This window comes from Streptosporangium sp. NPDC049248, assembly GCF_040678965.1.
Classification (GTDB): domain Bacteria; phylum Actinomycetota; class Actinomycetes; order Streptosporangiales; family Streptosporangiaceae; genus Streptosporangium; species Streptosporangium fukuiense.
On sequence record NZ_JBFAQY010000055.1, the window covers coordinates 1 to 19,209 of the forward strand.

Annotated in this window: 21 protein-coding genes; 15 read left to right on the forward strand and 6 right to left on the reverse strand. The window is 69.4% G+C overall.

Going from position 1 to position 19,209, the window contains the following annotated elements; translation table 11 throughout:
- The 9 genes from mobF to AB0K21_RS43755 all read left to right on the forward strand — a co-directional run.
- Positions 1 to 3,550 (forward strand): MobF family relaxase (gene mobF, locus AB0K21_RS43715; RefSeq protein ID WP_364158933.1); only part of this gene is annotated, 3,550 nt, incomplete at its 5' end.
- Between the two features lie 527 nt (positions 3,551 to 4,077).
- Positions 4,078 to 4,218: a hypothetical protein gene (locus AB0K21_RS43720; RefSeq protein ID WP_364158936.1), complete on the forward strand. Its 141-nt coding sequence runs from the start codon at positions 4,078 to 4,080 to the stop codon at positions 4,216 to 4,218.
- The gene (locus tag AB0K21_RS43725) at positions 4,215 to 4,535 is read left to right on the forward strand and encodes a hypothetical protein (RefSeq protein WP_364158939.1); all 321 of its coding nucleotides are present in this window, start codon (positions 4,215 to 4,217) and stop codon (positions 4,533 to 4,535) included. The genes AB0K21_RS43720 and AB0K21_RS43725 overlap by 4 nt, the downstream gene beginning before the upstream one ends.
- 101 nt (positions 4,536 to 4,636) lie before the next feature.
- Complete coding sequence (locus AB0K21_RS43730) at positions 4,637 to 5,242, forward strand: hypothetical protein (protein WP_364158942.1); 606 nt, start codon at positions 4,637 to 4,639, stop codon at positions 5,240 to 5,242.
- Between the two features lie 5 nt (positions 5,243 to 5,247).
- A complete protein-coding gene (locus AB0K21_RS43735) occupies positions 5,248 to 6,213 on the forward strand; it encodes a PIN domain-containing protein (protein ID WP_364158945.1) in 966 nt (321 codons plus the stop codon).
- Positions 6,214 to 6,352: 139 nt separating this feature from the next.
- Positions 6,353 to 6,592 (forward strand): hypothetical protein, encoded by a 240-nt coding sequence (locus AB0K21_RS43740; RefSeq protein ID WP_364158948.1) that lies wholly within the window; start codon positions 6,353 to 6,355, stop codon positions 6,590 to 6,592.
- Positions 6,585 to 7,271: a sigma-70 family RNA polymerase sigma factor gene (locus AB0K21_RS43745; protein WP_364158951.1), complete on the forward strand. Its 687-nt coding sequence runs from the start codon at positions 6,585 to 6,587 to the stop codon at positions 7,269 to 7,271. The genes AB0K21_RS43740 and AB0K21_RS43745 overlap by 8 nt, the downstream gene beginning before the upstream one ends.
- Complete coding sequence (locus tag AB0K21_RS43750) at positions 7,268 to 7,903, forward strand: hypothetical protein (protein WP_364158954.1); 636 nt, start codon at positions 7,268 to 7,270, stop codon at positions 7,901 to 7,903. Before AB0K21_RS43745 ends, AB0K21_RS43750 begins: the two co-directional genes overlap by 4 nt.
- A gap of 199 nt (positions 7,904 to 8,102) precedes the next feature.
- Positions 8,103 to 9,143 (forward strand): tyrosine-type recombinase/integrase, encoded by a 1,041-nt coding sequence (locus AB0K21_RS43755; protein WP_364158957.1) that lies wholly within the window; start codon positions 8,103 to 8,105, stop codon positions 9,141 to 9,143.
- A gap of 5 nt (positions 9,144 to 9,148) precedes the next feature.
- Here AB0K21_RS43755 and AB0K21_RS43760 read toward each other — a convergent pair whose 3' ends face one another.
- Positions 9,149 to 9,526 carry a hypothetical protein gene (locus AB0K21_RS43760; protein WP_364158960.1) on the reverse strand — a complete coding sequence of 126 codons (378 nt, stop codon included), beginning with the start codon at positions 9,524 to 9,526 and terminating at the stop codon, positions 9,149 to 9,151.
- Positions 9,527 to 9,801: 275 nt separating this feature from the next.
- Positions 9,802 to 10,200: a hypothetical protein gene (locus tag AB0K21_RS43765; protein WP_364158963.1), complete on the reverse strand. Its 399-nt coding sequence runs from the start codon at positions 10,198 to 10,200 to the stop codon at positions 9,802 to 9,804.
- Between the two features lie 319 nt (positions 10,201 to 10,519).
- Between AB0K21_RS43765 and AB0K21_RS43770 the strand changes: the two genes are divergently transcribed.
- The gene (locus AB0K21_RS43770; protein WP_364158966.1) at positions 10,520 to 10,834 is read left to right on the forward strand and encodes a hypothetical protein; all 315 of its coding nucleotides are present in this window, start codon (positions 10,520 to 10,522) and stop codon (positions 10,832 to 10,834) included.
- 76 nt (positions 10,835 to 10,910) lie between these two features.
- Here the strand turns inward: AB0K21_RS43770 and AB0K21_RS43775 are convergent, their stop codons facing one another.
- A complete protein-coding gene (locus tag AB0K21_RS43775; RefSeq protein ID WP_364158969.1) occupies positions 10,911 to 12,080 on the reverse strand; it encodes a pentapeptide repeat-containing protein in 1,170 nt (389 codons plus the stop codon).
- Between the two features lie 163 nt (positions 12,081 to 12,243).
- Complete coding sequence (locus AB0K21_RS43780; RefSeq protein ID WP_364158972.1) at positions 12,244 to 13,179, reverse strand: hypothetical protein; 936 nt, start codon at positions 13,177 to 13,179, stop codon at positions 12,244 to 12,246.
- Positions 13,180 to 13,463: 284 nt separating this feature from the next.
- Here AB0K21_RS43780 and AB0K21_RS43785 point away from each other — a divergent pair, with 284 nt between their 5' ends.
- Positions 13,464 to 14,549, forward strand: a complete 1,086-nt coding sequence (locus AB0K21_RS43785; protein WP_364158975.1) for a tyrosine-type recombinase/integrase — start codon at positions 13,464 to 13,466, stop codon at positions 14,547 to 14,549.
- 157 nt (positions 14,550 to 14,706) lie between these two features.
- Here AB0K21_RS43785 and AB0K21_RS43790 read toward each other — a convergent pair whose 3' ends face one another.
- A complete protein-coding gene (locus AB0K21_RS43790; protein ID WP_364158978.1) occupies positions 14,707 to 15,618 on the reverse strand; it encodes a nucleoside triphosphate pyrophosphohydrolase family protein in 912 nt (303 codons plus the stop codon).
- 154 nt (positions 15,619 to 15,772) lie between these two features.
- On the opposite strand from AB0K21_RS43790, the gene AB0K21_RS43795 reads away from it, so the two are divergent.
- From AB0K21_RS43795 to AB0K21_RS43810, 4 genes are all read left to right on the forward strand, one after another.
- Entirely contained in the window at positions 15,773 to 15,961 is a 189-nt protein-coding gene (locus AB0K21_RS43795; RefSeq protein WP_364158981.1) for a hypothetical protein, read from the forward strand.
- The gene (locus AB0K21_RS43800; protein ID WP_364158984.1) at positions 15,958 to 16,383 is read left to right on the forward strand and encodes a helix-turn-helix transcriptional regulator; all 426 of its coding nucleotides are present in this window, start codon (positions 15,958 to 15,960) and stop codon (positions 16,381 to 16,383) included. Before AB0K21_RS43795 ends, AB0K21_RS43800 begins: the two co-directional genes overlap by 4 nt.
- Positions 16,380 to 17,288 carry an ImmA/IrrE family metallo-endopeptidase gene (locus AB0K21_RS43805; protein ID WP_364158987.1) on the forward strand — a complete coding sequence of 303 codons (909 nt, stop codon included), beginning with the start codon at positions 16,380 to 16,382 and terminating at the stop codon, positions 17,286 to 17,288. The genes AB0K21_RS43800 and AB0K21_RS43805 overlap by 4 nt, the downstream gene beginning before the upstream one ends.
- A gap of 64 nt (positions 17,289 to 17,352) precedes the next feature.
- Entirely contained in the window at positions 17,353 to 18,150 is a 798-nt protein-coding gene (locus AB0K21_RS43810; RefSeq protein WP_364158990.1) for a hypothetical protein, read from the forward strand.
- 39 nt (positions 18,151 to 18,189) lie between these two features.
- Here AB0K21_RS43810 and AB0K21_RS43815 read toward each other — a convergent pair whose 3' ends face one another.
- A complete protein-coding gene (locus AB0K21_RS43815) occupies positions 18,190 to 19,209 on the reverse strand; it encodes a nucleotide kinase domain-containing protein (protein ID WP_364158993.1) in 1,020 nt (339 codons plus the stop codon).

The window sequence follows — 19,209 nt, forward strand, 5'->3', positions numbered from 1 at the left end:
CGTGCAGCGCAAGGGCGAGGCGTATGTGCTGGCGTACGAGGACGCGCGCAAACTCGCCCGCGTGGCCGGCCTGGATCTCGCCGCCGTCTACGACGGCGAGCAGCTGGCCGAGGTGCGGCGCTGGCGCGAGGTGCGGGTGCGCGTCGGCAACCGCGGATACGACCTCACCTTGGACGTCAGCAAAAGTGTCAGCCTGCTGCATGCTCTGTCGAGTCCCGAGGTCGGTGTGGCGGTCGAGGCGGTGTTCGCCGACAGTGTCGTCGAGACTGTTGCCGCGGTGCAGGAGTGGGTCGCCTACGGCCAACGTGGTCACCAGGGCGATGACGAGCTCGCCGAGCGCATCGCTTCCAGCGGCCTGCTGGGCTGGGTCATGTGGCACCAAACCGCGCGCCCGGTCGACGGTCAGGCGCCGGATCCGCATCTGCACGCTCACGTGTTGATCGCCAATATGGTGCGCGGTGTGGATGGGAGGTGGTCGGCGGTGGCCGCCGGCGGCCGGGACCTGTTTCGCCACACCCACGCCGCTGATGCGTTCCTTAAAGCGCGCCTGCGACGGCGGCTGACCGAGACATTCGGGGTGCGCTGGGAGCGTGATGCGCACACCGGGGCGTGGGAAATCGTCGGCGTCGACGAGAGGCTGCGCGGCAGGTTCTCCAAGCGCGACACTCAGGTGAAGGCGTTGCTGGCCGAGCGCGGCATCGCCTATGAGGAGGCTCACCAGCACGCCCGCCGGGTGGCCAGCGCGACCAGCCGCCAGCCCAAGCACGATGCTGTCGCGGCCGGGGACCTGGTGGCGAACTGGCATGCCCAATGCGCCGCCGACGGCGTCGACGCCGCCGCGGTGATGGCGGGATGTCTGCACCCGGGCGAAGGCCTCCCGCCGCGTCCTGGCGCACAACAGATCGCCGCGTGGATCTGGCGCGCCGACGGTGGCCTGACCGCGCACGCCAAGGTCGTCACCCGCGCCGATGTGTTCGCCGCGGTGGCCGACGCCTGCCCCGATGGCATCGCCGACCGCGCCGACGCCGAGGCGCTGACGGATGCGGTGCTGGCCTGCGAGCCGGCCGTGCGCCTGCCCGATGTCGGAGCGCGGCACCTGGTCAACTCCGCCCGCTACACCTCCACCGACATCCTGCGGGCCGAGCAGCAGGTGCTGCGCCACACCCGCGAGCGCTACGACGAAGGCGCCGCCGGTCTCGACGCCGCGGCCATCGCGCTGTTGCTGGATGCCTTCGAGGTCGCCCACGACCTCACCTTCTCCGCCACTCAGCGCGCCGCCTTGGACCGCCTACTGGCCGACGGGCGCGGCGTCGAGGCGCTCATCGGCGTTCCCGGCGCGGGCAAGACCATGCTGATGGCCGCCGCTCGCGCCGGGTGGGAAAGTCGCGGCCTGGTGGTGGTCGGCGCCGCGACCGCCGCCGTGGCGGCCGCGAACCTGACCGCCGAGTCGGGCATCGGCGCGCACACCATCGCCACCTGGATCCACCGCATCACCGACCCCGACAGCTGTGGCCTGGACGGCGTCGACGTCCTGGTCATCGACGAGGCCGCGATGGTCGACGACCGCGACCTGGCCGCCCTGCTGGGCGAAGCGCAGCGCACCGGCACGAAGGTGGTGGCGATCGGCGATCCGCTGCAGCTGCGCGCGATCGGCGTCGGCGGCACCTTCGCCGCGATCCACCGGCAAGTCGACGGCCTGGTGCTGGAGGAGAACCGGCGTCAGCGCGACCCGATCGAACGCCGCGCCCTGGAGCAGTGGCGTGATGGGGACCGGGCCGAGGCGTTGCTCACCTGGAGTCGCGGCGGCGGGGTACACGCCGGACGCGACGCCACCGACACTCTGGGCGCGCTGCTGGCCGACTGGGCCACCTTGCGCACCGGCTACCGCGATGTGCACGACGAGCTCGCCGCCGTGCTGGTGCTGGCGGGCACCAACGCCGAAGCCGAACGTCTCAACGCCGCCGCTCGGGCGATCCGCCGCCAAGCCGGGGAGCTGTCGGGCCCGGAGGCGCTGTATCGGCTTCCCGGTGGGCGCACCGTGGCGCTCGCGGTCGGCGACCACGTCCGGGTGCGGGCCAACGACTACCGCTCCCGCAAAAGCAAAGGGCGGCGCGCGGACGTCCTCAACGGCTACCGCGGCATCATCACCGAGATCCACCCCGACCGGTCGGTCAGCGTGCAATGGCGCCGCCTCGGCGCCGACGGTCCGGCCCTGGTCGTCGAACGGGTAACGCCCGCCTACATCGCCGCCGGCGGCCTGTCGCACGGCACCGCGATGACGGTGGCCGCCGCCCAAGGCCTGACCAGCCACCACACCCTCATCTACGGCATGGGACTGGACCCCCACACCCTGTACGCGGCGATGAGCCGCGACCGCATCAGCGCTCACCTGTACCTGCCGCGCAACGTCCTGGAATCCGACGCCGACCGCGCCCGCCACGGCGAACCCCGCAACCCCGCCGAGGAACTGCACCGCGCCCTGGACGCCTACGCCGCCACCCTGCAGGGCGACCGCGCAGACCAGCTCCTCACCCCCGAGCCCGAGCCGATCGCCGCGGTGCGGGCCCGCGAACTGGCGGCCATCGAAGCAGAGGCGGCCAAGGTGGTGGCCGCCCGGGTGGCGCTGAACGAGGTCACCCGCCCCGACCGCCCGCACGGCCTGCTCAGCGACAAGGACCTGCACGCCCGCATCAAGGCCACGGCCGCGCGGGCGACGAAACTGGCCGAGCAGGTCGAGGACCAACGGCGCCGCGAGCACGAGCAGGCCGAGCAGGTCGCCGCCATCCGCGCCCAGGTACAGGCCGAGCTCACCGGTGAACGCGACCGCCTGGCCCACGCCCTGGACCAGGCCCACGCCGCCGGCAATCGGCGCCAGGACGCTCAGGCCACGCACCGCCGCGCCGAACAGCGCGTCACCCAGCTGCAGGCGGCACTCCGCGAGAAGAACAGCGGCCTGCGTTCCTGGCTGCCCAGCAGCCAGCGCACCCGCCTGCAAGAGCAGCTACAGGAGGCATCCCAGAAGCTGGCCGGTGCCGCCCGCCGGGTTGAGGCCGCCGCTCGCGCCGAGCAGGCCGCGCTGCACGCCGCGCAGCAGGCCTCCCCCTCGTGTGTGCGCGTGGCCGACCTGCAGGCGCGGCACCGACTCCTGTCCGGCCGCACCTCCTTCACCACAGTGATGGAGAAGGAGACCGCCGCCCGCCTGGAACAGGCCATGCCAGGCTTCGCCGACCGGCGGCGCGTCGAGGCCGCCCGGCTCGGCTTCCGCACCACCGCCACCTCCACCGCTGGCCAGCACCAGCGCGCCACCCACCTGCTGGCCACCCTGGTCGACGAGCGCGACCACCGCCGCCAGCTCGGCGACGAGGTGCGGCGCGGCCAAGACCACGCCCGCCGCGATCCGGCCGCGGCGGACCTGGCCCGCTCTCGGCGCGAGCAGGCCCGCGTACACGCCGAAACGAAACAGGGCCCAGCCGCCCCCAGGTCCGCCAACCGGACACCCACCTACCGATCGCCCGCCACCAAGGGCCCCGACGGGGGGTTGCGCATGTGACCGCGGGGGGCGGGCTTCCTGGAGCTTTCGGAGCCTCCTACGCGTGCGCGGGTCAGGGGTGTGGTCGTCGCGGCCCGAGGGGGCGCGCAGGGGGCGCACGGCGCACCCTCCCTGATTTCGTGTTCTCACAGGTCAGCGAGGGCATCTGGAGACTTGAGCCGGATGAGGTAACCGGTCTGGACCTTGATCGCCCCCAGCTGGGTCAGTACGCTGAGCCAGACGACGGCTGTCGGCCGGTTCCACCCCCGGGGCAAGCGTGTGGTCGTCGCGGCCCGAAGTATGGCCGCCGACTCCGCGGCCCTCAAGGCCACGGCCCTCGCTACGCTCGGCCGCGGCCTTGACCGCCGCAATCGCCGACAGCCTGAAGGGCCACTACGACGACCACGTGGCTCGAATGAGAAGATAAATCTACGCCGCAAAGGCGAGGAGGTCGCACAACCACCCCCACGCTCTACGGTGTGGAGGAAAGTGGGCAAGGTGACCAGGAAGGACCTGACGGGGTTCTCGGGGCGGCGTAGCGTCGAGGTATGGCCGAGGAAGAAGAGGACGCGCCGATCTGCGGTACCTGCCTGGGCGCCGGCGGGGAGTGGATCGACCGTAACGGCAGCAGCAAGAAGCAGAGCGTCTGGGTGGCGTGCACCTCGTGCGCGGGGACGGGGCGGCGATGACCGACCCGATCACCTGCCCCGAGTGCGAGGGAGAGGGAGGCCAGCACCTGGGCCGCCTGCGCATCGCCTGCTCGTTCTGCCATGGCCGGGGGTGGGTCGGTGCTGAGCACGAGCCCGCCGAATCTCCCCCACCGCCCGCTGAGCCGCCGCCGGTTTGGGAGCACCGGATCTGGTCGGACTCCGCGGTCGCCGCCTTCCTGGGGTGTCGCTACTGCCTGGGGTCAGAGATGGTGGCCCACCTGGACGAGACCACGCGCACGCTGGTGATGGTGCCGTGTGGATGCCGTGCGCCCGGGGACCTCACCGCGAGCGCGTAGGACACCGTCCTCTTTGGGGCTCACGACAAGGACCCGAGTGCAGGGGCCTTCTCCGGTAGTGGCGTGCCCGCGCGCCTTGGGCGAGACGTACGACGGGCAGCATGACCCTCGACGACGACCGGAACGCGGCGCTGAAGTTGGTTAAGCAGGCAGATGAGGTGGGACGTGTCTCCGGGCGCGAGCCCTGGCGCGAGGTGTTGCACCGGCCCGAGACCCAGGCCGCCTGGGTCGTGCAGCACGAGGGCCGTTCTCTGCGCATGGGCGATCATCTCGCCGAGAACACGCCCGCGGCGGATTGCGAGTGCGGGCTGAGGGCCATGACGTCGCTGGTGGACTTCCTGGCCGGGATCAACCATCCACACTGGCGTCGACGGATGGGGCTGGGGCCGTACTACTGGGCGCGCATCGGCGGCCCTGCCTACGCCCTGTCCCGGGCACTTGGGGGCGTGGCCTACCTGCCGGACGTAATCGGCGAGGGGAACGTGGAGAACGGCGCCCCATGGGACGACCCTCCCGGGACGCTGCGCGTCCAGTACGCCCGCCCCGGCTGGCCCCTGTTTGTCGCCCACCACGTGACCTGCCTTGTCCCCCGGATTCAGGCGAACTACCCCGACGCGCGCGTGGTCATCACCTCCCAGCAGCCGCATGGCTGGCTGACCGAACTGGCCGAAACGGGTGGTAGTGGTGCGCTGACCCGTGCACCCTGAGTCCCATGCTGATCACTCTTGAGCCGGGTGCCGACCGCTGCAACATTCTGCAGGTGCTGCGCCAGGTCATCACGGATGCTGAGAATCTCTCCTACGGTCAGGGCGGAGGGCGAGAACTTCGTCTCGCCTACCTGACGTGGGTCAACGCCACCCGTGCCCAGTTGCGCGGTCAGATCAGCAGCGTCGACCTTGACCGGCTGGTCACCACCCCCCGGTACATCACCGTGTTGTCCATGCAGATCCCCGAGCCGGTGGTGGAGACGAAGCCAGCCGGGCCTGGCCGGCAATGGGTCCAGACCCGCGGCCCGGATACGGCTCCGATCCGCGAGATGATCTCCCTGGAGATCGCCGAGCACATCCGCCACCTGAAGGAAGCTCTTGCGACGCTTACCACCTGGTCAAACCGGCTCGGTCAGGCGCAGCGGTCAGGCCCCCTCGTCATCGCCGACGCCAACGTCTACTGTCACCACCCGGACCGCCTGGACCAATGGGAGGTGAGCGCGGACGCTCGCACGCCGCAAATCCAGGATGTCCATCTGATCCTGCCGCTGGCGGTGCTGGACGAGTTGGACCGGCAGAAAGACCGCGGCCAGGGCGGCGCCAGTACGAACGCCCGGGAGACGATCAAGCAGCTGGACAGTCTGCTTCCCCACGGTGTTATCCGTCGGCGGGGCAGCGCCCCGGAGAACCTGAGCTTCCCCCACGGCGCGATCACGATCGACCTGTGGCCCGACCCGCCTGGCCACGTGCGTCTGCCCCGTACTGACGACGAGATCATCACGCGGGCGGTGGCGTTCCAGGCGCTCGCCGGACGGGAGGTGAAGCTGCTGACCGGCGACATCGGCATGTCGACCCGGGCGCGGTTGGCCGGTCTGGACGCGATCCGGCTTGACCTGCCTGACGCGACTCACAAGCCGAAGAAACCACCGCGCGGCACTCAGCATCCGGCCCTGAAGAACGGGGCCGAGTAGGGGCCGCCCGACCGGCCGCACCCCTTGCTGAGTCGCGGCGACGAAACATGCGCTGACCTGGGGATGTCACAGATCGGCTGACTGGCGGCACTCCCTTTTACCGGCGGAGCGCCGGATCGGACCGGAGGTAGGAGGAGAGGTGCCCGTGGAGATGACCATCGCCGGGGTTGCCGTGCTGGCAGTCCTGTACGCCAGTCAGTGTGTGAGGGAGTGGCTGCGCGGCCGGGCCAGACCGAGCACGGCCGATGCGCACGCGGCGAGCGCGACGCCGGACATGGTCCGGGTGCTGCCAGCGGGGAGCAGGCTGACGGTCCAGGCAGCTGACGGGGCGCTGGTACAGGTGGAGCTCGCCGACCCGCCGGAGTCACGGCGTGACTGACCCGATCATCTACGTCTCGTTTCGCCGATCCGAGAAGGCCATGAATACGGGGTCGTACACGGCGATGACGCGCCTGCGCGAGCACATGACCGACGCCGACGAGGACCTTGTCGGGCAGATAGCCGTGAAGGCGTACCAGGACTACGACCTCTCCTGCAAGATGGCCTCGATGCCGGAGTTCGCCGCTTTCTACGAGCGCGAGGCCAAAGCGCTTCTCGGATTCGTGATGAAGGCCGGCGCCGACGGCGAGTTGGCCGCCGACATCGTGCAGGCGTCCTTCTTGGACGCCTTGCCCAAGTGGGAGACGATTCGCGAGCCGCGCGCGTGGCTGCGCAAGGTGGCTATACGCAAGCTGTGGCGCGTCAAAGACCCTGACCGGTCCCGAGAGGACTCGGTCGAGGAGTTGCCGGATGGCGAACGGCTCCTTCCTTCCGGCCACCGCGCTGAGCTACTGCATCCCGATGCGGTACTGGAGCTCAGCGAGGAGGCGCAGCGCGTGGTGCGGCTGATCGCCGCGTTGTCGCCCAGCCAGCGCCTGGTGATGGCCTGGCACATGGACGGGTACAGCACCGAGGAGATGTCTACGCACCTGCAGATGAGCAAAGACGCCGTCCGACAAAACCTCACCCGCGCTCGATCCGCTTTGAAGCAGATGCTCAACGGAGGTGATGGCGCATGATGCGCCAGATGTCCGACGCCGAGCTGGACGCGATCCTCGGCGTCGTCAACGACGAGATCCACGATGTCATCGAGGAGGCGGCCGACGTGACCGCCGGGCGCGAGCAGGTTTTGCGCGAGGCGGATCATCTTTTCCTCGCACCGCCGCCGGTCTGGAAGCCGCTCCCGCCGACGTGTAAGGAGCTGACCTGGCGCGCCGATCTCGGCATGGCCACGCACGATGTGTGCACTCCGTTCCTGATGTTCCCGGCCTGCCGGGAGAACTCGACCGTGAGCGATGTGCTGGCCGAGCTGGACGGTCTAGGGATCACCCTCGCTGCCTGGGCTGATCTGGTGCGAAGGGTCGATGAAAATCGGATGGTGCTGCCGTTCTCTGCGGGGCGCTTGCGATGGCTGCTCAGTGAGGTCAGGCGTGGGCTCGAAGAGCGCACTTTGGACAGGCAGGAGGCTTTGGAAAAGATCGATGAGTTGAGCGAGGAGGTGCGCCCGCTGGCCTCATGTTCAACCAAGTGGCACATCGCGAAGTTGCCGGAGGGGCGGACCGATCCGCAGGAGTTCCTCATTGCCCTGGCACAGGTCCGGCGGGACGTTGATCGGTTGTACGACGACGGCGACAACCTGGTCACCTGCTGAAGGCAGCGGTGGATACCGGAGTTCCGGTGGATCACCGGGCCGGACCGGATCTCCGGTCCGGCCTGGTCGGCTCGTGTCGGCTGGTGTCGGTCCCCGCCGGCCAGATCTCACACAATGCTAATTATGTGAGATCGTCCCCACCGCCGTCATCCGGCCCGGCGCCCCCTTCTCCCCGGCCCTCTCCTCCGACCCGGGCGCCGTGGCGCTGCCCGCGCCGATGGTGGCCACCGTCGGCGACATCCCCGGGCTGCGGCCACGCCGGGTCCGCGGCGACGGAGGCGAAGTGCCGGCGGCCGACGTCGACCTCATCGACGCGCTGGAGGCCGCCGCCTGGTCGACGGTCGCCGCCTGGCTGCGCGCGGGCAAGGCCGTCACCACCCGCCGTGCCCGCCTGGCCGACCTCGCCGCGTTCTGCCGCTGGCTGGAGGCCGAACTTCCCGGCCTCGATCTGCTGGCCGTCACCGAGGACCACCTGACGCACTACCGCGACGGCATCGGCACCGGCACCGCCCGCGCCGGCCTTTCCCGGCCCGGCGTCGCGCTCGCCCCGGCCACGGTGGCCCGCCGCCTGTCGAACCTCTCCAGCCTGTACGGCTACGCGGTGCGCCGTCGCGTCCTCGCGGCCAACCCCGCCGATCCGGTCGAGCGGCCCGAGGTCTCCACCGTCGGCACCACCCCGGCCCGCACCGCGGAAGAGGCCACCGCGCTGATCGACGGCGCCGAGACCATCAGTGCGGCCTACCCCGCCGATGCCGCTGCCGTGGCGCTGCTCAGCGTGTGCGCGGTGCGCGTCGGGGAGCTGGTCTCCCTCACGGTCTCCTCGGTGGCCGTCGACGCCGGGCACACCGTCATCCTGTTCCGCCGCAAGGGCGGCAAGACCGACCGCACCCCGGTCCCACCCCGGGTCCGCGCCCTCCTGGAGCCGCTACTGGAAGGCCGCGCCCCGGGTGAGCCGTTGTTCGTCCGCGAGGATGGCCGGCCCTTCGACCGGTGGCGCGCCACCACCGCGCTGAGGCGTGCGGCCAGCGTGGCCGGGGTCGACTTCACCCGGCTTACCCCGCACACCGCGCGGGCGACCGCCGCCACGGCCGCGCTGGACGCCGGGGTACCGCTGGCCGACGTCCAGGAGCTCCTCGGGCACGCCTCTCCGGTCACCACCCAGCGCTACAACCGCGGCCGCCGCAAGCTCGACAGCCACGCCGCCTACCGGATGGCCTCCATCCTCGGAGGTGGCGCCTGACTCCGTCAGCGCCAGTCGGTACGGCCGGTCCGGTAGATCGGCCCCTCGTTGATCTGGACGGTTTCCATGTAGGTCGCGCCCTTGTGCTGGGTGAAGACGATGGCGTACTCGCCACCGCACATCTCGCACCAGCCGGTGAGGGCGAGCCGTTGCCGACGCCCCTCACCAACGGCGCCTCCAGTCGGGACGCTGACCTCCTCGGGGGTGGCGGCGACTTCGCCGGTGATGCCGTTGACGTGCACGTTGGTGAACTCGCGATCCTCGCGACGCGCGGCGACATAGGCGTGCTCGATATGGGTGCCGTCGCCGTCGCCACACAGGGGACAGGCCATGACTTCGCCCGAGTAGGTGAGCATGCCGGGCCGAGGGGGTGGGGTGGTCATGAGGACGACGGTACCCAGCAGGGCCTGAGCGCCGAAGGGTTTCGCGACGTATACGACACCCCTACGCGCATGGCCGCGAGGGGCGTGCCCGTCGCGGCCATGCCGACAACGCAGCAGCCCCAGACCGAGGAAGGTCCGGGGCTGCTGGTGTGTGCTGTCAGGTGGTGCAACCGCCGGGCAGGTCCCGCAGTGCGGCGAAGACGTTGGAGCCGCGGGTCTGTCGGCCAAGCTGCCAGGGGCGATTGATCGGGTGCATGGTTTCGAGGTCAGGCGTCCTAACTCCAGTTGGTCTTCGCCCGATCCAGCACTTCCTCCAACGATGCAGTCTCGGCTAGGACATCGATGGCGGTCTGGCAGGCGCGAGCTGCCCACGCGGCGCCGATACCGGTCCCCTTGCGGCCGCGGGAGTTCGGGGATACGACCGCTTGCGACAGCAGATGCAGGGTGGTCTCGCTCGGGTTGCCGAACACGATGAGGACCATCTCGGCCAGAACGTAGGGGGCGCCTTCGGGCCACATCTTGGCGGTGTCGCTGACCCATCCACCGATCGCCATGACGGTGGGGAGGTCTCCGCAGTCGTCGGCCACGCTGTCCCACAGCGGTTCGCGCGGGTCGGATGGGAGCAGCAGCATGAGCCGGACAAGCCGTTCCGCAGCAGGGGACATTTTCTGCACGCGCGTTCCTCCACAGAGATGAGGGGCGTAAGCCTCTAGGAGAACACGGGCTCCCGGACTGCGGATGAGACTTTTCTCCACGTCTTCAAGAGCGCCCCTCCGTTGGGCGGGGCGCTTCCGTCTCTGCCCTTGTCCGGCTGAACAGCGCCCCATAGCCGAACGGCACCCCGCTATAGACCCTTTGAGTAGAAGTGATCAGTGATGCCGATAGTGAGCCCCCGAGGCTGGTGCTGAGCGGTTGACGGTAAGCCTCCGCTTCGATATTGGTGACAGGGGAGCCGCGCTCCAAAGGACTAAAAACCCTTTGGAGGAGGACTTTGTGGCTCAGCTGCAGCCGCCGCAGGACGGTACGCCGTCCCCTGCCGCCCGGGCCCAGGGGTGGGCTCGGGCGCTCGGCGCCAGTGCCGCCGGAGTTGGCGGGCCTGCGCTGTTCTGGTGGGCGCACCCTTTTTTGGGCGCCGTGTTCGCCGCCGTCGAGCTGGGCATCGTGGTGTTCATCGTGTGGTCCGCTGTGCGTGGCTCGCCCGATGAGCGCGAGGGCACCTTCCGGCTATTGCGCATGGTCTTCGGCCGTCCCGAGCCACGCGCCCCCGAGTCGCCGCCGGCCCGGGCCGCGCGCCCGAAGCGGCCGTGAGCATCACCCTACTAATTGGTAACTCGCGGAATACCTATTCCCGGTAGTTGGCGGGCATCGGGCAAAACGGGCATCCTCACCCCTCGTCGAACCCCGGGCCGTCCTGCTTTGGAGACGCCGCCCCGCCCTCGGGACGCGCTGGCGACCCCGACCCGGGCCGCAGATGCCCAGGCAGACCGATAACTCCAGCGAGCACCGCGCGGGTGAGGTCCGCGTCGGCGAGGCGTGCGTCGGTGAGGTTCACGCCGGCGAGGTCCGCGTCAGTGAGGTCCGCGCCGACGAGGTGTGCGCGGGTGAGGTCCGCGCCGACGAGGTGTGCGCGGGTGAGGTGCGTACCGAGGAGGTGTGCGCGGGTGAGGTCCGCGCCGACGAGGTGCGCGTCGGTGAGGTCCGCGACGGTGAGGCGCGCGCCGACGAGGTGCGCGTCGGTGAGGTTTGCGTCGGTGAGGCGCGCGCCGACGAGGTGCGCGTCGGTGAGGTTTGCGTCGGCGAGGTACGCGCCGACGAGGTCCGCGCTGGCGAGGTCCGCGCTGGCGAGGTCCGCGCCGTCGAGGTGCGCGCCGGTGAGGTCCGCGCGGGTGAGGTCCGCGCGGGTGAGGTCCGCGCCGGTGAGGCGCGCACCGACGAGGTTCACGCGGGTGAGGTCCGCGTCGGTGAGGTCCGCGCGGGTGAGGTCCGCGCTGGCGAGGCGCGCGTCGCGAAGGTTGATGCTCACGCCGGGCGGGTCTTGGGTGACGATGCGTCGGCCGATCACGGTGAGAGCTGCCTGAAGATCCGTCCGCAGCCGCGCAGGCTGCGGCGGTGCGACTCCCCCTTCGCCGGTTGCGACGTCTCGTGAGTGCTCCCGGACGAAGGCCGCCAGCACCTCCATGACCGTGGGATGGTCACGGGCCGAGTCTCGGGCGATGCGCTCCAGCGCGTAGATGCCGCCCAGGCGGATGTCGAGCTTGTCGGAGCCGAGCTGTTCGATCGCCTTGGTGTAGCGGTCGGTCACGTGGCCCTGTTCGCCCAGCTTGAAGGTGCGCCGCGCGGTGTCGGCGTTGCGCGCGGTGTAGTACACCGCCACCAGCGCGATCAACCCGGTGGCGATCGCCAGCGCCCGCCCGCGCACCGCATCCAGCGCCGCGGCCAGGTCCTTGCCGGCCAGCCCGCGCACGCCGTCGAAGTGCGCCAGCACCCACGCCGCACCCGGACCCAGCACCCACGCTAGCCCCGCGACCAGAAGCACGCCCAGCAGCGCGAGCACGAACCGGGGAAAACCTGGCCACAACCTCATACCCTCAGGCTGATCGGTCCGGGTGGCCTCCAGGGGTGATGGCCGTCAGTGATGGCCAATCGTGACCGGCCGCGTCCACGAGTGCCGACCTCACCTGCTGCTCACGCATTCCCGTGAGTTGCATCGCGCCCTGTCAATGCCTCGTTGACGTAGGTGGTGAGGTGCGGGTGGTGAGGCGGTCGGCGCGTTGGGCGGCGCCTTGGCGGGTGGTGCCCAGCGCGCGGCCGATCTGGGCCCACGCTGTGCCGCCGGCTCGCAACCCGGTGATCAGTGCCAGTTCGGTGTGGTCGTGGTCGGCGAGCATCGCCTCCAGCTCAGCTCGTATCGGGGAGGCCAGGGTGAGGGCGGCGATTCGCGCGATCGGCCCGGCCTCAGGATCGGTGGCCACGGCGGCCAGCAGGGTGGGGGCCGGTGCGGTCTGCAGGTGCCGCTGCCAGGCGCGGACCTGCTCGGCTGTGCCGAGCCCGCCACCTATCCCATCATCGGGCCGGTCATCGTCGCGGTCACCGTGCTGGTTGCCGGGGGCGGCGCTGTAGTGGGCGGTCAGGTACTCGGCCGCCCAGAGCGGGTCCCCGGGCCGGACGTGGTGCAGGTCGTTTTCCAAAAGGGCGGCGAGTCCGTGGCCGGGGCGCAGCAGCCGCTCGGCCAGCCTTTGCGGGGTGGTGGAGCCGCCTTCGGCGGCCAGCAGCCGCTGGGCCAGGACGGCCTCGCGCTCATCGCGCGGCCGGTCGGGGTGGTCGCTGTCGCGAGCGGCCCGCTCGATCTCCCCGGCCAGCGCCGAGGTGGAGGTGGAGAAATCCTGGCCGGGGCGGGTGGTGCGCAGGTAGCGCACCGCCTGCAGCGCCAGGGCGTCGTCCTGGATGATCCGCGACAGCTCGAACAGCTCCACCGCGAGTCCGGCCCGCTCGGCGAGGCCGGTCAGGTGGGTGCGCATGGTGGCGGTGGTGGGGCCGTTGTCCCAGTGCAGCGTCCACCGCTGGGCGCGGCCGTCGTAGGAGGCCTCGACCGCGACGTCGGCGGCCTGCTCCAGCTCGGTGACCAACTGGCGGATCTGCGTCGAGCGGCTCACGCGCCCCCTCCTCCTCGTTCGGCGGCCGGTTCCACCCGCCAGCCTTCACCGTCACCCCTTCATGTCAACGGCCCGTTGACACGATGGGCTTCCCGGGAGGATCGCAGTGCCACCACAATGTGTCAACGGGCTGTTGACAGACGTCTTCGGCTTGCCGCTCCACTACTCCCCGGATAAGTGCCATTATCCGGGGAGTCCCGGTATGATCTCCCCGGATAACATCCAGCCGGGCCCGGAGCTAACGCCGGAAAAACTCCCCGGATAAGAAGGAGGGGGTCCGGAGGGTGACCGCGAGCACCGACAACAAGATCAACAACGGTAGCGGGAACGAAACCGGCAACCAGGTTGACGACCGGGGTGGCGATCAAAGTGGCGATCACAACGGCGGCCTAGTCGACAATCGCGTTGCCGATCGGCGAGAGATTGGCGCGGGCAACGTGGTGGCGATCCGGACCGGTCTTAAGCCGGGATCAGTGACCGCCGCCGCGGAGGTGGCGTTGGCCGCGTTCGGCACGCATCTCGACCGGTGCGCACTGGCCGCCAACACGGTGACCGCCTACCGGCGCCAAGCATTCGCCTACCGCGACTGGCTACTCGCGCACGCGGCCGAGCATGCGGATGCGTTCGTCGACTTGGTCGGCGCCGAGGCTGCGGTCACCGCCTGGCGCCGTCATCTGCTGGCCGCGGGTGCGTCGCCGGCGACGGTGAATCAGGCGCTGGCGGCGGTGACGTTGCTGTATGAGCACGGCCCCGCGCTGCGCCTGGCGGTCAAACGTGCCCGGGTGCCCAAGCCCGGCGCCCCTGATGCCTTGACCCGGGCGCAGGAGAACGCGGTGCGCCGGGCCGCCGACCGGCGCGGCCCCCGCGACGCTGCTCTCATTGCCCTCCTGCTCGGCGCCGGAGCCCGCGCTGAGGAATGCCAGCGCTTGAGCGTCGATGATGTGCCGATCACCGCGCGCAGCGGCACTGCCCGCCTGCACGGTAAAGGCGACGAGGTCCGTACCGTCCCGTTGCCGGTCCCGGCCCGTGAACGCCTCACCGCCTGGCTGCTCGTGCGCGCCGAGCTGCTGGCGATGCGGCCCGCGCTGGCGGACACGGTCGGGGATGGGATGTGGGTCGGCCAGCGCGGGAGGTTGTCGGTCGACGGCGTCACCGACGTCGTGCGCGCCGTCGGCAAGGACGCCGGCCTGCCCGGCCTGCGGCCGCACCGGTTGCGCCACACTTACGCCACCCGGCTGCGCGAGGCTGGCGCCGACCATGCTCAGATCCAAGCTTTGCTCGGCCACGCCTCCATCGAGACCACCGCCCGCTACTTCCGCGCCTCCGCCACCGAGGTCGCCGAGCTGGTCGACCGTGCCCTCGACTACTAACCAAAGACCGATGTAAGCGGTCGCGGTGGCCTGCTGGTGGTGCTGCCGATCATTGGGGGCCGTACGCGATGGCTTCCGACTTGTTGAATGAGGCTATCGGCCTGATGACCGCCCGGCTGTGTCGCGGTGGAGGCTGCCTGGCTTCGTCCTGGGCAAGCTACTCGACGGTTAGTGTCTGCTGGTTCAGGTCGAGGTGGAGGGTCCCTCCTCCGTTCGCGCGAAGCTGTCGCCAAGCGGCGTATCCGGTCATGATTGCCTGTTCCCAGTCGGCGGCGCGCAGGATGCTCACCTCAAGGTGGGAGGTCATGGTGGCGATGGTCTTGAGGAACTCGTGGTCGATGTGGCGCACGTTCTCGAAGTAGCCGTGGCGGGCGGCGTAGGCGAACACGAGCGCGGAGATGCCTTCTTCGATGGCGATAGCGCGGCCGCCGTCTTCGGCTTCGTCGATTCTGGGGTCGCTCTTGCGTTTACAGCCCAGCAGGAAGCGCGTGACGGGGGACCAGCCCAGGACGGCGGCGTGGGCCAGGTGGAAGACATCGTGAAAGCGATAGTCGTCGTCGATGTGGGAGGAGTCGGTGAGGGGGTCTCCGCACGGCCTGCCGTCGTGGGTCAGTACCGCGACGCTGCGGCCGTCGCGATCGCGCTGCTGCAGGGTGAACGTGAGAGTGGCTTGTCGCGGGAGTTGTTCGGCCTGGGGGAAGGTGGCGTCGAAGAAGATGCGGTCAGCCGTGGGGGTGGTAAGCCACCAGTCGTTGATCTTTACGAGGCTCGCGGCGGCGACGTCTTCCAGGTCGAGGTCGAAGCGGTGCGCGAGGGCCGCGACGTACCACAGAACGTCGCCGAGTTCCTCGCGTAAGAGGTGCTTACCAGAGGCCATGCCTGGCCCATCGCGCAGGTGCTTTTTGTAGGCGGTGGCCAGGGACCCGACCTCGCCGGTCAGGCCGAGCAGGGGGACTGTCACGGGGTCAGCGTCGGGGGCGGCAGGCTGAAGGGTCTTGATCGCCGCCTGCTGGTAACGGTTGAAGTGCATCACGCCTCCTGTTGGAAAATCCGGCACGATCGTCGGCATCACCGACGTTGTCGTATAGTAGAACAGTGATGCCGGAGAATCCGACGAACGGGAGAGACTCCTGAAAACGCTTGAGCCATCCCTGGAGGACATCGTCGCCCTCGTCCTGGAACTCCTGGCGCAGCGACAAGACCGCGACCCCGGCGAGCTGCGCATGGAACTGGAACAGGGCGGCCAGGAGTTGCCGGTCAACTCGATCCTGGTCGTTGAGATCTTGACCCAGGTCGAGGCACGCTACGGCATCACCGTTCCCACTAATGAAGAAACCGCCCGCTCCACGCGGTCTGTGTACACCTTCGCCGCCACCGTCTTGAAGGTGATCAAGGAAAGGCGCCACTCATGACCCCTGCTTCGGCCGACGCGCGTAACCGCGACCCCGAGCTGGACCTGCTCGCCGAACGACTGCGCCGCACCCGCGACTACCTGGGCATGTCACAGCAATACGTGTGCGACATGACCGGCATCCCACGCTCCGCGGTCAGTGACATCGAACGCGGCGCCCGACGCGTCGACAGCCTGGAGCTCAAGAAGCTCGCCCGCCTCTACACCCGGCCGGTGTCTTACTTCCTGGCCAAGGAAGAAGACGCCGATCCGGGTGAGCACGCCCTGGCCGGGATGCCGCGCGCCCTGGTCGGCCTGACCGATGGAGACTGGGACGAGGTCCTCAGCTTCGCCGAATTCTTGAAGTACCGGCGCGCGCAAGATGAGGCGCCGGACACAGAGCAGGAGGGCGAACACGTGACGCCGTCCAGGCCGGCTGAGTGAACTGGGATGTCGCCCACACGGTCGCCGCGATGGCGGCCGTGCAGGCTCACCGCGACCTGAAGGTCGACCGCGATGACTACGTTGACGTGCACGGTGCGCTACGAGAAGCCGGGCTGGCCGGGATGGCGCGGCCCATGCCACGCCTGTTCGGGATGTACTTCTCCCCGCATGATCGTGGGCCTGGGGTGCTCCTGAACGCACAGTTGGACATCGTCACCCAAAGGCATACAGCAGCACATGAATTAGGCCACCACCGTCTAGGGCACGGCACCGCCCTCGACAAGGAACTGGACCGCACCGTCGGTTGGGGAGATGGCAGTTGGCCGGATGAGGAGAAGACCGCGGAAGCCTTCGCGGCATGGTTCCTCATGCCCCCGCCCGCGGTGGGCTCGGCGCTTCGGCGGATCGGTGTCGAGCGCCCCCGGGTGCCCGAACACGCCTACCAAATAGCCCGCTGGCTAGGCACCTCCTACACCGGAACCGTGAACCACCTGCACCGACTGCGGCTCCTGACGCGAGCACAAAAGGCCGCCTGGCTGAAGACCAAACCCGCCGTGATCAAGACGACGTTGGCCGGTGGCCTGGTTCCCAGCAAGGCACATGTCCATGTGATCGACACAGCCGCCCACCGGGCGACGGTGCGGGTGGACGTGGGCGACCTGGTCGTGCTGCGCACCCCCGGCGCTCACTTCGATGCGCTACCTGACTGCCTGGTCCCCACCGGCAACCCGGAAGGGCAGCTGTTTTGGGACGAGGATGCTCCCGCAACTGTCGCGGAAGTCACCGATGTCCTCACCGGCACGGCCACGGTAACGGTTCGCGTGCCGGGCGCTGCCGATCTGCTTGAGGTCACCGTCGCGCGGCAGTCGCCGCGCGTCGGCGTCCTGGAGCTTTGGCCGACCTGACCGCACCAACCCCAGCTCCAGCTCTTGTCATGCCGCGCTAGCCGTCACGATCTCAGGAGCACTGATGCACACCTTCAGCGTCGCCGAGAAGAACACCTCCCTGGCCTGGGCCGCCGCCTGCCGGGCCCTGGATGTGAAGACCAATCCGGGACAGAAAGGTTTTCACACGGTGGTCCGCATCGCTGACGCCGCCGCCGAGGACCCGCAGATGCGGACCCAGTTCGACCGGGTCCGCGACAGGCACGGGTACGCGCCCATCGAAACGGTCGCCAACACCCTCTTCCCCGCCGGGCTGGCAGCCACCTGCTCCTCCCCCGAGGAACTGGTGCACCGCTATCAACAGATGTACGAGCGGCTCATGCGCATCGACCAGCGCAACAAGAGCGGAACCTACTTCGGCCGCATCGTCGCCTACCCCGGCAAGAAAGGCCCGGTCGACCAGCTGACCACCTTGATCGCCCGCATTCGCCGGCAGACCTCCACCAAGGGGCCGATGAGCGCCGCCTACGAGATGGACGTCGCCCACCCCGACGACACAGAACCGGAGGAGGGCACCTGGTCGACACCGGTTCACGTCGCTGGCACCGACAACAAGTACCGCGGTTTCCCGTGCTTGAGCCATTGCTCGTTCCAGTTGGATCGCGAGCGCACCCTGCACGCGGTAGCCCTGTATCGCAGCCACTACATGGTGGACCGCGCTTATGGCAACTACCTGGGCCTGGGGCGCCTGCTGGCCTACCTGGCCCAGCAGGCGGAAGTACGTCCGGGCAGCTTGACGGTGATCGCCGGTCACGCCCAGATCGAGGAGCATGTCACCGCCATCCGCCCGGTGATTCAGACCCAGATGCAGCTGTCCGCCTGATCAGCGGGCCAGCCACCGGGCTCTCACCGGCTGGAGCGCTTAAGCGTTGACCCCCCACTTGGGCGGGAACCACGCGCTCAAGGGGGCGGCATCGGCCCGGTACAGCTGCTTGATGCGGCTGCGCCCGCTGATACCGGCGACCTCCGGGTGCACCACTCGTGCGTACTTGTCGACCTCGCAGAACAGATTTTGGCAGTCGATCAGCTGCAAGGGACGGCCCCGCAGCCCCGTGAACGAGAGCCCAAGGCGCCCAAAGTGCTCTTGCTGGGTGTCCGCCATGTAGTGGATCACCTCGGCCTCCAGGCCGCCGGCCGCGGGGCCGAAGCATTTGCGGATCCCATCGCGGGCTCCTGGGCCCGGAACGACGAAGTCCATCTCTGAGAAGGACATCTGCGCCGCGTAGTTCAGGTCGATCAGGTACTGGTAGGCCAGGAACGGGCCGATCGCTGGGAAGCTCAGCAGGACCTCATACGCCTCGTGCATCGACGCGGACTGCTGCACCCGCTCCGGTGCCTCCTGGTCCATCATCAACGCGATGAGCCGCAGGTGGTTGCTGTGCTTGCGCTGCTCCCCCAATGCCGGCGGAGGGGTGATGTAGGCCGCGGAGTACAGCCGCTCCCCCGCCGCGAACGCCTTCGACAGCACGCCGTCCAGGACCTGAAAGTCATATCCGCTCCAGGTCACCTCACCCAGGTGCTTCTCCAGGAGCTGCCATGTTTGGATCTTGTTGAAGACCTTGAACAGCATGGTGCGGAAGAACACCTCGCGCCACTCTTGGTCCCCGCGGTAGGAGACCTGACCGATCAGGTACTGGCTGACCCGGTCCGCGGCGCGAAAGCAGTTCGTGAAGCGGTGCTGCGCCAGCACCGGATCCTGGCATGCTGGCGGCGGCGCCTCCCCTAGCCGCGCCAGGTACACCTGCTGCCTGGCCGCGGCGAAACGCCAATAGGTGTCGAACACCGGCGTGGGCCGCAGCGTCCGCCCGGCGATCCTCACCACAGCGGGCGGCTCACTGTCTTGCGCCTGAGGCCGGGACGGGGCTTGCAGCATGCTCACCAT